Genomic DNA, 13912 nt, shown 5'->3' on the forward strand with positions numbered 1-13912 from the left:
CATGATGAATGCCGAGAAAAAGTAAGGCTGATTCTTTTCCAATACCAATTAGCTCGGTATTGTAACTAGTCGGTTGATTATTCGGAGTCCTAAGTGACCAAGTCCCCTCTGTAGGATCAAAGGAAAGCAAATCTGTATGGTTATTCCAAAAGCCATAGCCACCCAAAAAGTGAAGCTGGTCTTGATAGAAGAAAGGCCAAGCACCACAAGTATAACCGTGATTATTAAACAAGTAGTGGTTTTGCCAAGAACCACCTTCCCATTTATACACATCAAAATAGCAACTTGAAATAGCGTAGATTTCAGAATTGTAGGCTAGCAATTGAACTTTTCGGTTGTAGGCAGCCGGTATTTTGGAAAGTCCCTGAATCATTTCTTTGGAGAAATAGGGAGGAGATGATGGGCTCTCTAAAATATCAACAATTTTATCTACCTCTAATTTAAGGCGAACCATTTCTTGCGCCTTTGAATCATGCAATACCATGATAATCAGACATAAAACAGTCACTTGAAGCTTAAATAATATAGTTGAAATATTGAAAAACATCTTAATTAAATAATAAAACTATGCTTCAAACATCAATGAATATTAGAATAGTTCAAATCTAAGTTTGATAAATGGTTGTAATTTTTTAAAAATTTAAGGGATGAAAATTCCAAATAGGTTTTCTAAAAAATAGAATGAAGGGTAAATGAACGAGGTGAGGTATATCTCAGGAGGCGCAGCCGACTATATCTTTCCGAACGAAGTGAGGGATATCTTTTTGAACATAGTGAAGATTCTTAAAAGATAGCTTCGCAGATAAGTGAAGATATGGCATCGCCAAGTTAGGATCTAAGACCTTTATCTGCGGACGGAGTAAAACCAATGTTTCACCGAAGGTGTATTTCAGGAGGCGAAGCCGACTTTATTTCGCTGAACGTAGTGAAGCATATTTCGCCGAAGGCCTATTTCCAACAATCTATTGAGACTGCCACTCCGCTCCGCGGCTCGCAGTGACGGTAAAACCAATATCTCACCGACTGAAAGGAGGTGTATCTTGGGAGGCGCAGCCGACTATATCTTTCCTAACGAAGGGAGACTTAATTCACCGAAGGTATCTTATTTCCTTCTCAATGCTCGTTTCCACCAAGGCAATTGGACTTCTTCATGGTAGCCATAAGAATTGTTGCCATAACCATAACCATAGCCGTAACCATAACCGTAGCCGTAGCCCTTATCGATATGGACGTCATTCAGGATACCGTAGATCTTTTTGACTCCGCCTTTTTCTACCAGGTTGTTGAGGACCTCAGCATTTCCCTTCATGGAGTAGCCTTGACGGAATACGAAGAAGCTGATATCCGCATGTTTGAAAAGCTCTTTGGTCTCAGACACTAGTCCTACAGGAGGACAGTCAAAGACAACCACGTCATATTCACCACGGATTTCTTCGATGATTTGTCCGAATTTTTCTTGAAGCAGGAGTTCGGCAGGGTTAGGTGGAATAGGCCCTGAAAGGATAATATCTAGATTCTCATGGGAAGATGGCTTCACGACTTCTTTCCAGGAAGTATCCGAACTCAAAGCTGTACTCATCCCCTTGTCATTGATTAGACCAAACTCTTCCGCAATCTTTGGCTTCCGAAGGTCCAATCCGATCAAAATGGTCTTTTTTCCCATCAGTGAAAAAACAGATGCCATATTCATAGAGACGAAGGTCTTTCCTTCTCCTGAAATAGAGGAAGTAAATAAAACGGTCAATTTATCCCTATTGGGACTCAGATAAGACATATCCGCTCGAAGGGAGCGAAAGGATTCGGTCACAGTAGATCTTGGATTGAGTAAGACCGGCAAACTATCGGAGGTATTGCTTCGTCCAATCATGGAGATCAAAGGAACCTTAATGGCCTTTTCGAGCTCCTTAGGATCTTCAATCTTGGTATTTAGAAAGTCTTTTACCGTTATAAATCCAATCGGAAGAATCAGTCCCAAAATTAGACCTATCAAGAGGTTTAAACTGGTCTTTGGTGCTATTGGCAATTGCCCCGCTTTGGCATAGTCCAAAATCTTGTTTTTGGGCATATTGGATGCCATGGTAATCTCTGCCTCCGCTTTCTTCTGTAGCAGGTAGATATAAATATTTTCATTGATCGTAAACTGACGGGTGTAGTTCAACAAGCTTCGTTCAGTAGCTGGTAGGGAATTGATGTCCTGTTCGATCAAGCGAATTCGGGAATTGATATCGGAAAGCGTGTTTCTTGAGTTTTCTATGGCAGAACGAACATTTTCCTTCAAAGCATTGGAGGTACTTTGGATACGGGAATTGATATCCCGCATTTGAGGAGTTTGATCATTGAAGGTAGCAGATATCCGTACCCGCTCAGCCTGCAATTCGGAAAGACTTTCCACCAAGGAGGTTAAAAGCGGATCAGTTACACCTACTATGGCTGGTGCGACCAAATCTCCAAGTTGATTATTATCTAGGTAGGACTGAAGAGTCTGAAGATACTTCAGGTTTAACTCAATCTGACTTCGCTCCTGTTCCAGATCTGTCAAGCGTTCAAAGATCATGGAACCTTCTTGAGAAAGGTTAAAAATCCTGTTTTTTGATCGAAACTCCTGCAGTTGGCTTTCGGAATACTCCAAGGAATCCGAAATGCCACTTAGCTGCTGCTCGATAAAGCGAATGGTATTTTCCGATGCCTGATTCTTTTCATACAATTCCCGCTTCAAGTACTCTTCCATCAACTTATTGATGTAATTCTCCCCCAATCTCCGTAGAGGAGTTTCCATGGAAAGCGTCAGAATCGATGCTTGCTTGTTTAGAGGATTAGCCTGCAAGTCCTCCTTCATTTTAAGTGCCAAAGACGGAGTATCGATCAGTCTAAAGAAAAAAACCTCACCGGGAAGAGCTGAAATTTGATTGACAGTAAAAGAGAAAAACTCTCCTGAAATCTCTTGACCAAATTCAAAGATTGACTTCGAGAGCGAAAATGACTCCAACTTACTTTTATAAAAAGGGTCTTTAGGGTTAAAAACGGCAAAAGCTTCCTCATCCTCTACGCTAAGCTCGAAACTCTGCTCATTGATTACTTCCAGTCGGAATAGACCACCGACAACTTGTTCGCGATCCCAATCCACTGCCACATAAATAGGAGTATTTCCATAGATTTGTCGGGGCTTGAAAATCTCATCCTGAAAATATGCCACATTCAAATCCATTTCGGAAATGGTGGATTGAGCTAAGGAATAGGACTTCAAAATTCCTATTTCATTGTCGATGTTACTTTTATTTTGAAGTCCCAATCCGGCTGATTCGAAGAGATCAGCTCCAAGGGTTGGCTTATCATCTACTACCAGCACGGTAGATTCTACCTTATAAATCGGGGTGGTGAATTTGTTGAACAAAAAAGCAGATAGAACCCCCAAAAACATGAAAACAGCAATCAGTGGCCAATATTGGAGGTAGTTGAATAATAATACCTTCAAGTCGATTTCATCCTCTTGCTGCGCTAGAAAAGGGTTGGGCTGAGTTTGTGGATTGGAAGGAGAATTGGGATACATTATCTATTGATCGCAATTATAAGGTTGATAATCAAAGCAGTAGCTGTAATAGCCGAAATCACGAGTGAAATGGATTGTGCGGCATTTTCTCCGGCACCTATCTCACGAACCTTCATAGGCTCTGCATATAGCTGATCATTGGGCTGAATGAAGTAAAAAGGTGAGCTGATCAAGTTTCTATCAATGAGGTTTACCCGATGCAAGCGGGTTCCATCTGGATATTGACGAATCAATAATATTTCGTCTCGCTTTGCAATCGGCGAAAGATCTCCTGCATTGGCGATTGCCTCAAAAATGGTCATTCTATCTTGCAAAACCACATATTTGGAAGGTCTTCGAAATTCACCTAATGCTGAATAGCGAATCCCGCCTAACTTTACCTTTACATACAATTCATTTTTCAGGTATTCCCGGAGTGACTCTTCGATTTTTACTCTTGCCTCTTCCAGGGTTAAATCTTTTACCTGAATATCTCCAACGATCGGAAGACGGATAGACCCATCTTTGTTAACAGTATATCCAGTCATATAATAAATATCCCCTCCTGTTTGCCCTGCAATATTTCCCATTTGATTGTTCATCATAGGGGGCCTGCCATTGAAACCTGACTCAATGATATCTTGGGCCGTTTGCACATTGACATCGATGATATCATTGTATTGGAGGCGATAGTCAGGCACCTCGTATTCTATGAGTTCGCCTTCTGCAATGGGATCGTTGCCCTCTAGGTTTTGGAGGTAGATAATTTTTTCGTTTGATACACAAGAAAAAAGACCTAGAAAAAGTGAGGCAATGACGGCGATCGTCAGTCTTTTAGTCATAGGGTGAATGAAATATTAATTGATGTAATTGGGCAAACTTAGGAAAAAAAGGCCTAAAAACAGTCAAAATTAAATCACCAAATTCACTAGTTATACCTTAAAAAAGACCGATTTTGAACAAGAGTTGACTTTGAATACATAAAAATGTTGGTGATGCTTAATAAAGTAATATTTCCGTTCTAACGGAAAAAGCAAATAAAAAGATAGCTAAAGGTAAGATGGTGAGCCAAAGTATGAAGCCTATCTCGACGACTGAAAGGATATGTATCTTAGAAGACTAAGTCGACGAGATTAGAGAAGATAGCTACGCAGATAGGTAAAGATATGGCTGCACCAAGATAGGATTCAGGACCTCGATCACCGGATGTAGTAAAAACCAGTATTTCACCGAAGGTGTATTTCAGGAGGCGAAGCCGACTTTATTTCGCTGAGCGTAGTGAAGTATATTTCGCCATAGGCGTATTTCTTTCAATTTCGAGACTGCCTGCCCTCCGGGAGGCGGGCTGCTACACTACGCGGCTCGCAGTGACGGTAAAAACAGTAATTTCTGGAACGAAGTGAAGCCTATTTCCTCCTCCCCGGCTGATATATTTCCTCCATTCTTTTTTCTACCTCTTCTCTATAAAAGGCTACATCCTTAAAATTAGCATCGGCATAACGCTGGGCTTGATCAAGAAAGTGAGGAGAATCGGGATCGGAACTCTGACCACCTGCCAAAATACTTTTAGCTTTTACTTTCTCTCCAAATTCCACCACAGCCACAAAGCTGTTGCCTGAGCTACCATAAAGTGCATTGGTTCCCTCCTTTTGACTGGCACCATAGGATGCCAATGCTCCCCATCTTCCAGAAGCCAATCCAATCGGAATGAAGGGCTTGTCATCATCATATTTCAGATCAATATCTCCACTGAGTCGCTGAAACCTGTTGACTTGTCCCCAGGCTAAGTTCCAAGTTCCAAAGTCTTCTTTCAATTGCTCAAGGGTCTCTTCAAAAACTTGAACCATCTGCTTCTGAACATCCGCTTGAGAATGGGATTCCAGCACTTCATTTTCTACCAAATTATTTAAATCGCGGAATTGACGCTGATAGTTAATCCCATAAAAATGAGCCAAGGTCATCGCTTCGGATTCCTTGGAGGTTTTAAAATCCCAGGCCTTAAGAATCTCTTTTGCAGCCATCAGATCGGTATTGTTTCCATACTTTTCAAGAGCGTTCACCAATGCTGGAATCAAACGCTGAAAAGCAGGAATTACCGGGTCATAGGCCAATTCAATAAAGGAATCCAAATCTAGATTTTCAGCCTTTGATAACACATCCACCGCATGAATGCCACGGAAATTTTCCTGGTCAGGAGCCATATAAAAAGGATAATCCTCGGCTTTTGGACTGAATGGACCTGCTGCCGTAAATGGAGTTGAATTACAGTTTTGAATCCAGTTGGTCGGAGGATTCAGGATTGTAATGCTTTCATCTACCGTATGCAAGCCTTGCCAATCAGTTGCAGGATCTGAGCCATCTACAGGTTTGGAATAATCGTATTGTGGGTCTCTTTTGGGAATAAAATTACCATGGAAGTAAGCGATATTGCCTTCTGCATCCGCAAAGACCGTATTGTTGGAAGAATTGGTTCGAATATCCATCATCTCCCGAAACTCCTCATAATTATCAAGCTTGGTTCGGGTATAGCTCTGAATCAGGGCATTGACTGGGTCCCAATTGATTCGGGTAGCCACCCAATTGTCCCCAAGTTTGTGAGTAATTGGACCCTGATGAGTTCGGTACATGGTAAAGTCCTTAGTCTTGAGCCCCTCCGAGGTTTTGCAAGCGAGTGTCACAGGAACTTCCTCAAGTTCACGCTTTTCATCACCATACTGATAAAAATATTTACCGTTTTCCTCAACAACCTCCTGCTTAAACTCATCGATAAAATCCACACGCGTGGAAGTATGAATCCATCCTGTTTTCTCATTAAATCCTTGATACACAAAAAACTGGCCCCAAGTGACAGCACCATAGGCATTCAATCCCTCCTCGCTTACCACGTGAACTTCAGGTCGAAAATAAAAAGAGGTATGAGGATTGATTAGCAGCATGGCATTTCCGGAGGCAGTCATATCCCCACGGATTGCAATTCCGTTACTTCCCTTGGGCTCTTCATATGGATCAGGGTGATTCAAACCATCACCAAAGTCAGAGTAAGCCAAAGCCTTATTTTCTTCATAAAATGCTCTGATTCGGGAGGTAGGTATTTGCTCTATATCCCCTCCAATGGAACCCTCAAAAAAGTACATAGGAAACCAAGGTTCATAGCGCTCAATAACTTGAGGTTCCACTTCAGGATGCGTGTGCAGGTAATAATTGACACCGTCTGCAAAAGCCTGACAAAGTTCCTTCAACCAATCCGGGGCCTTTTCATAGGCAGCCTTTGCCTCTGCTTCGGTCATGTATAGATTTGCTCTCAAATCAGAATAAAGCGCTTCCTCTCCTTCGAGTTCGGCCAATCTACCCGTAGCCCAAATGTAATTTCGCTCTACCCTTCTGAAGTCGTCCTCACATTGGGCATAAAGCAATCCAAAAACCGCATCCGCATCACTTTTTCCATAAATATGAGGCACTCCAAAATCATCCCGAATGATCTCCACCCGCTCCGCTTGGGCTTCCCAATTATCAATTTCAGTCGGAGTCTTACAGGCAAAAACGAAAGAAAGAAAAGCTGCTAAGAAGAAGGTAGATCGGAGCATGTTTTTGAATTTGGGTGAAACTCTAAATAAAGTAAATATTGGGAAATTTGGCTTGGAAAATTTGAAGGGCGGTTTTTTCTTCTCTCCCTAAGGGGAAAAGATATCTCTCTTGCAAAGGAGAAAAGTAAGAAATATAACTTCGGTGAAATACACTTTGTGAAATACGATTTCAGCGAAATACACTTCGTGAAATATGCCTTCGGCGAGATAGGCTTTTTTGCAGGCAAAACGAAAACGAATTGAACTGACGAAGTACGATTTACGAAATACGGCGTTTCTGCCTCAATTGACCTCAAATCATTCCTCTGATGAACATCTTCTCTTTCGGCTGTTTTAATGTCGAATTATGAACTTGCCTGCTGCAAGCAGGTTTTGATTGATGAATATCGAAGTTTTGGTTTGCTCACAACGACGAGACAGCGCAAAGAAAAATAGGGCGGTAGGCAATTCAATAACCTCACCCTGACCCTCTCCTCAAGGAGAGGGAAATGGTTGCATGATTAGAATTAGGATTTGAAACAATCCTATTGGGTAATGTTGAATGATAAGCTTGCCTGCTGCAGGTTTTGAATGATGAACATCGAAGTTTCGGTCCTTACTACAATCTAGAAGGTTTGATCATTTTTCTCCCGCAACGTTGCAAAGGAGCAAAGAAGGAGTGCTGAAGGCACGAAATATACTAGCCCGGGGTTTCAACCCCGGGTAAAGAAACCAACCATATCACCAGCGCTGGCCCATGATCTTTGAATGGAAAACGAACTACTTTGCCAGCAAGACGGAGAAGGTCTTACGGATAACCTCTTTATAGATCAACCCGTCATAGTTGATTTTTGCGAGTTTTATCTTGATACTTTTTCGCCAAAAAGTATCCAAAAGGCTTTGTCCCAGCAAAGCCTGCCTGGCAGACAGGCTTCCACCCGCAGGTTCTACGCATGGCTCGCTGCTGCGACGACCCCCGCGCCCTAAAGACCTCTATCTCGGGTAGAACACCTATTATAGGAAGGGTTCTAGTAAAGGCAGAATGGACAAACATCGGTGTAGAGTGCTGAAGTGCCAGTCCGCCGTGGTGTACACGACTTATAACAGCCCAGTATGAGCGAAGAGGAACGATGAGCGAAATGCTGGGTAAAAAAGAAATAAAATCACCCCAGCGCTGGCACTTGATCGTTGAATTGAAAACGAACTACATTGCCAGCAAGACGGAGACGGAATTAAAAACCCACTCGATATTTCGGAAAATTCTGTAAATCTTCATTTTTCTATTCAAAATTTTACCTTTGAACAATCATAAAAACCCAACACCCATGGACTACCGATCTTTGATTTCCTCTCCTACTCTTTTGATTGATGAAAAAATCTGCCGTGCCAATATTAAAAAAATGGCGGATAAAGCATCTCTCCACCAAATGAAACTGATTCCCCATTGGAAAACTGCCCAGTCAAGGACTATTGGCAAGTGGGCAAAAGATTACGGCATTCGGCAAATCACGGCTTCTTCCATAAGGCAGGCTGCCTACATGAGCAATCAAGGTTGGGAAAATATCCACATTGCCTTCCCCTTCAATGTTAGAGAAATACCAAGGCTGAATAAAATCACAGAAAGCCAGTCCATTTCTGTTCAGATCGTCAATACCTTCACCATCTCCAAATTAGCCGAAGAACTTAAAAACTCCATCGGATTTATGATTGAAATAGATGCTGGATATGGTAGAACGGGGGTTCACATGAGTGATTTTGGGAAAATTGACGAAATTCTTCGGATTGCAGCAGGGTCTGATAAATTGAATTTTATTGGCTTCTACATACATCCCGGGCATACCTATTACATGCCAGACAAGGAGGGAATCTATCATGAGACCCGGCAGGCATTAGCCATGCTCAAATCTAAATATCAGGCTCAATTTGAAAGTTTAAAAACCCGAATCGGGGATACTCCCGGCTGTGCTGTGGCACATGATTTTGGAGATATCGATGAGATGGGTCCGGGAAATTTCGTCTTTTATGATTTAATGCAAGCAGACTTAAAAAGCTGCGAAAAATCAGATATTGCCGTTGCGCTTGCGGTTCCTGTGGTAGATATTATTCCTGAGAGAAATGAGATTCTAGTCCATGGAGGAGGTGTTCATTTAGCGAAAGATTTTTTACAAAGAGAAGATGGTCAAAAGATCTTTGGAGAAGTGGTGCTTCTGAATGAAAAAGGTTGGGAAATCCCAAGTGAAACCAGCATTGTCAAAAGTATTTCTCAGGAACATGGCTTAATTAAAGCTTCGAAGGAATTATTGGAGCAAGTGAAAGTGGGAGATCTTTTGGGAATCCTTCCTGTCCACTCTTGTATGACCGCCGATGCGATGGGCGCTTATTTAAGCTTGACAGGCGAATGGGTAGATCATGCGGAAAAGAAGAGTTTTTAAATCGACGATTTACGATTCAATTTTTCAACTGAACCGTTTTTCAAATTTTGATCGCCAGATTTTTTCTAATCGGTTTAATATCGAATGATGAACTTGCCTGCTGCAAGCAGGTTTTCAATGTCGAATGTCGAAGTTGCCTGCTGCAATCAGGTCTCGAATTTGGTAAAAGTGCTGAAGGCACGACTTATAACAGCCCAGTATGAGAGAAGAGGAACGATGAGCGAAATGCTGGGTAAAAAAGAAATAAAATTACCCCAGCGCTGGCCCATGATTTTTGATTTGTAACCCAATTAATTGTGCCAGCAAGACGAAGAGGAATCTTTATAGACGAAATACGATTTACGAAATACGGCGTTTTTGTCTCAATTGACCTCAAATCATTCCTCTAGAGTTCTTCTTCTCGCTCGGCAGTTTTAATGTCGAATGATGAATGTTCAATTTCGAATGTCGAAGTTTTGGTTTACCACAAAGACGAGACGGTGCAAGGAAAAAAAAGCGCTGAAGGCGCGATACGTAATAGCCCTGGGTAAGCAAGTCGAGGTACGAGGCGCAGCGTAACCCAGGGTCAAAGAAACAATTACCAACCCCAGCGCTGGCCCATGATTTTTGATTTGTAACCGAATTAAATGTGCCAGCAAGACGGAGAGGAATCTTTATAGACGAAACACGATTTACGAAATACGGCGTTTTTGTCTCAATTGACCTGAAATCATTCCTCTAGAGTTCTTCTTCTCGCTCGGCAGATTTAATGTCGAATGATGAATGTTCAATTTCAAATGTCGAAGTTTTGGTTTACCACGAGACGGTGCAAGGAAAAAAAGCGCTGAAGTGCCAGTCCGCCGTGGTGGACACGACTTATAACAGCCCAGTATGAGAGAAGAGGAACGATGAGCGAAATGCTGGGTAAAAAATAAATAAAATCACCCCAGCGTTGGCCCATGGTTTTTGATTTGTAACCCAATTAATTGTGCCAGCAAGATGGAGAGGAATCTTTATAGACGAAATGCGATTTACGAAATACGGCGTTTTTGTCTCAATTGACCTGAAATCATTCCTCTAGAGTTCTTCTTCTCGCTCGGCAGTTTTAATGTCGAATGATAAACTTGCCTGCTGCAAGCAGGTTCTCAATTTCGAATTGCACTCCACCTTATCTGTGGGCTCCATACTTTGAAACGGGGATTCTATCACGCAATTCCTTTATCGTACTACTCGGAACTTCTTGGCTTAACTCATAGGCTTTCGCCAAGCGACTCACCTGCTCTACCGAACTAGAACCTACTGAGAGCGATGCAATGGCAGGCTCTTCCAAGCCAAAACGAAGCAAAACAGCCTGAGGATCAAAACCACTTCCATAGATTATCTCCCGTATTTCCTCAACCTCTGCTTCTGAAAAGTTCAAATACTCCTTTGTAGGCTTATCCAATAAAATGCCTTTCGCCAAGCTACCTCTCACCAAAACCCTTGATTCACTCTCTCTTATCATTGGGAAAATCGATTCTTCAGGCCTCCTATCCAATGGACTGTATTGAGTCATAAAAAGTGCAGGAGGGTTTTGCTTAAGTACATTCCGCACCACATTGGGTCGAATTGAAGAAATCCCAAAAGCTCTGATTTTCCCTTTCTCTTTCAATATCTCAAAAGCTTCCAAAGTTTCATCCCAAGGATCATCTATGGTACCTCCATGAAGGAGGTAAAAATCCAAATAATCAGTTTGAAGTCGTTTGAGACTTTCATCCACAGCTTTCAAAATATAGGCTTTCTTAGGATTCCAATCCCATCCTGATCCATCCGGACGCCATTCATTCCCCACCTTGCTGGAAATCAACACCTGATCTCTTCTTCCTGCTATGGCCTTTCCTACATTCGATTCATTGATTCCTTTTTGATATAAATCGGCTGTATCCAGCAAATTGATTCCAGAATCCAAGGCCTGATGAATGATTTCCATGCTTTCCTTTGTGTTTTCGGGAAGGGACATACAGCCTAGGCTTATTTCGGGAATTTGAAAATTAGTTTTGGGAAGCTGTATTTTATTCATCACATTTTATCATTTTGATTTATCCCCAAGTTTTCAAAATTTATGGTTTATTCATATCAGAAAATGATTCTTTCTGCCATTAATAGCTATTTTTGCGACGCTTAGAACCTATTAAAATGAAAAAAATCGCAGTTTTTACCTCAGGAGGAGATAGCCCAGGCATGAATGCCTGTGTACGGGCAGTGGTACGTACAGCCATTTTCAAAGGCCTTGAAGTTTACGGAATCTACAGAGGCTATGAAGGTATGATTGAGAATGATATCAAACGGATGTACACCTACTCCGTCAGTAATATTGTGCAAAGAGGCGGTACTATTCTTAAGTCTGCTCGCTCAACTGAGTTTCGAACTCCTGAGGGCAGAAAAAAGGCCTATGAAAATCTTAAAGCTCACGGAATTGAAGGTTTGGTAGCTATCGGAGGTGATGGAACCTTCACAGGAGCAAAGATTTTTCATGAGGAATTTGGCATTCCGGTAGTTGGCTGTCCCGGGACCATTGATAATGATATCTATGGCACCGACTATACGATAGGTTTTGATACAGCGGTGAATACTGCTTTGGATGCTATTGATAAAATCAGGGATACGGCAGCGGCACATGACAGGATATTTTTCATTGAAGTAATGGGGCGTGATGCGGGCTTTATCGCAGTAGAGTCAGGAATTGGAAGCGGTGCCGAATTTGTCATGGTGCCAGAAACCGCCACAGACCTTGACGCTGTGGTCAAATCCCTTAAAAATCTCCGAAAAACCAAAACTTCAAGCATTATCGTAGTGGCTGAAGGAGACGATGAAGGCAGTGCTGAGGTAATCATGAATAAGGTCAAGGAGAAAATCAAAGACAAGAAGAAGGAGTTTAAAGTGACTACTTTGGGTCATATTCAGCGTGGCGGAAACCCTACGGCCCGAGATCGGGTTTTAGCTTCAAGATGTGGAATGGCAGCGGTGGAAGGATTGCTTGAAGGCAAGTTTGCCTGTATGGCTGGCATCATGAATCAAGAGGTCGTATATACACCTTTCGGAGACTGCATCGGAAAAGAAAAACCCCTGATCCAAGATCACCTGAAATTAATTGAGTACTTAAGTATCTAATATGGGCTTTATCCCGATTTTCCTTACCCTTGGAGGTGCTTGCCTCCTGTTTTTTCTCACCGTAAGAAATACCTTTCAGCGGAAAATAGCACTTGAAAAAGAACTGTTTTTCAATCTTGGGGAAAAGCTCCCTGAGTTGAAGGGGAAATCTGAAGAGTTGACTAGCAGCGAGCAGATTCTAAAGCAAATCTCTGGGCTTGAATTGAGTCCTAAAACCAAAAAAGAGGTATTAGAGCTGCTTAGAGACATGAAAGTTAATCGATCGCAATACAACAAACTGATCAAAAAAGCTCCTTACAATTGGGTCGCCAAAATCAGTGGCTTTCGGCCAATTTGATATTGATCCACTTGAGAATTTGCTCAAAATAATCTGGGTGAAACCACTGATAATCAGACTCTTTTCGAAACCAGGTCAGCTGTCTTTTGGCGTAGCGTCTTGAATTACGTTTCAGTAACCGGATAGCTTCTTCCCGATCATACTTTCCTTCCAGGTATCCGAATATTTCTTGATAGCCTACAGTTTGAAGAGCATTCAGATGACGCTGTTCGAAAAACTGCTTCGCCTCCTCAAAAAGTCCATTGACTATCATTTGATCCATTCGTTGATCGATCCTTTGATAGAGCTCTTCACGATCTCGCTCAAGTGCGATTTTTAAAATTCGAAAAGGCCTTTCCACTTTTTTTCGTTTCCTGAAAGAGCTAAAAGGTTTTCCTGTCCCTCGAATCACCTCCAAAGCGCGCATCAATCGCTGTGGATTCTGAATATCCACTTGGCTGAAATATTCTGGATCCGTGTTCTTGAGTTCTTCTTGCAGAAATTCCAGACCATTTTCTTGATAGTCCCGAATCACCATCTTTCGGAAGGAATCCGGAATATCCGGCATATCATCTAAGCCATCGGTGATAGCTTTTGCAAAAAGCCCCGAACCTCCGGTCATGATGACAAGAGATTTCTCCGAAAAGAGATCCTCTAAAATTCGCAAGGCATCGCTTTCGAATTTTTTGACATCATAGTCTTCTGAGATTGAAACAGAATCGATTAAATGGTGTTTTACCTCCGCTAATTCAAGGGAAGTAGGTTTCGCTGTTCCAATGGATAGTTCCCTATAAAACTGTCTGCTGTCGCAGGATATGATTTCTGTATTAAAATTTTTGGCTAGTTTTAGACACAAATCTGTTTTGCCCACAGCAGTAGGACCAACTATCAAAATCAGGGTCGGATTTTCGGACAATGGATCAGGAATTTTGATTTACTTTCAAAA

Annotated in this window: 10 protein-coding genes; 4 read left to right on the top strand and 6 right to left on the bottom strand. The window is 41.9% G+C overall.

Going from position 1 to position 13912, the window contains the following annotated elements; translation table 11 throughout:
* On the bottom strand, nucleotides 1–454 hold a 454-nt coding region (locus tag OU792_RS02555; RefSeq protein WP_274669375.1), incomplete at its 3' end, for a hypothetical protein.
* A 414-nt stretch (nucleotides 455–868) separates the two neighbouring features.
* Between OU792_RS02555 and OU792_RS02560 the strand changes: the two genes are divergently transcribed.
* A complete protein-coding gene (locus OU792_RS02560; RefSeq protein WP_274669376.1) occupies nucleotides 869–1000 on the top strand; it encodes a hypothetical protein in 132 nt (43 codons plus the stop codon).
* Nucleotides 1001–1102: 102 nt separating this feature from the next.
* Here OU792_RS02560 and OU792_RS02565 read toward each other — a convergent pair whose 3' ends face one another.
* The 3 genes from OU792_RS02565 to OU792_RS02575 form a co-directional block, all read right to left on the bottom strand.
* Nucleotides 1103–3547: a GumC family protein gene (locus OU792_RS02565; RefSeq protein ID WP_274669377.1), complete on the bottom strand. Its 2445-nt coding sequence runs from the start codon at nucleotides 3545–3547 to the stop codon at nucleotides 1103–1105.
* Nucleotides 3547–4368, bottom strand: a complete 822-nt coding sequence (locus OU792_RS02570; protein WP_274669378.1) for a polysaccharide biosynthesis/export family protein — start codon at nucleotides 4366–4368, stop codon at nucleotides 3547–3549. The genes OU792_RS02565 and OU792_RS02570 overlap by 1 nt, the downstream gene beginning before the upstream one ends.
* A gap of 564 nt (nucleotides 4369–4932) precedes the next feature.
* Entirely contained in the window at nucleotides 4933–7110 is a 2178-nt protein-coding gene (locus OU792_RS02575) for an acylase (RefSeq protein ID WP_274669379.1), read from the bottom strand.
* Between the two features lie 1304 nt (nucleotides 7111–8414).
* Here OU792_RS02575 and OU792_RS02580 point away from each other — a divergent pair.
* Complete coding sequence (locus OU792_RS02580) at nucleotides 8415–9521, top strand: alanine racemase (RefSeq protein ID WP_274669380.1); 1107 nt, start codon at nucleotides 8415–8417, stop codon at nucleotides 9519–9521.
* A 1147-nt stretch (nucleotides 9522–10668) separates the two neighbouring features.
* Here OU792_RS02580 and OU792_RS02585 read toward each other — a convergent pair.
* A complete protein-coding gene (locus OU792_RS02585; RefSeq protein ID WP_274669381.1) occupies nucleotides 10669–11559 on the bottom strand; it encodes an aldo/keto reductase in 891 nt (296 codons plus the stop codon).
* 116 nt (nucleotides 11560–11675) lie between these two features.
* Here OU792_RS02585 and pfkA point away from each other — a divergent pair, with 116 nt between their 5' ends.
* Both pfkA and OU792_RS02595 read left to right on the top strand, forming a co-directional pair.
* Nucleotides 11676–12650 carry a 6-phosphofructokinase gene (gene pfkA, locus OU792_RS02590; protein ID WP_026945897.1) on the top strand — a complete coding sequence of 325 codons (975 nt, stop codon included), beginning with the start codon at nucleotides 11676–11678 and terminating at the stop codon, nucleotides 12648–12650.
* Between the two features lies 1 nt (nucleotide 12651).
* Nucleotides 12652–12987 (top strand): hypothetical protein, encoded by a 336-nt coding sequence (locus OU792_RS02595; protein ID WP_133392039.1) that lies wholly within the window; start codon nucleotides 12652–12654, stop codon nucleotides 12985–12987.
* On the opposite strand, the gene miaA is transcribed toward OU792_RS02595, so the two are convergent.
* Entirely contained in the window at nucleotides 12965–13882 is a 918-nt protein-coding gene (miaA, locus tag OU792_RS02600; RefSeq protein WP_274669382.1) for a tRNA (adenosine(37)-N6)-dimethylallyltransferase MiaA, read from the bottom strand. The genes OU792_RS02595 and miaA overlap by 23 nt on opposite strands.
* Between the last annotated feature and the right edge of the window lie 30 nt (nucleotides 13883–13912).

Source organism: Algoriphagus sp. NF (genome assembly GCF_028823735.1).
Lineage (GTDB): Bacteria > Bacteroidota > Bacteroidia > Cytophagales > Cyclobacteriaceae > Algoriphagus > Algoriphagus marincola.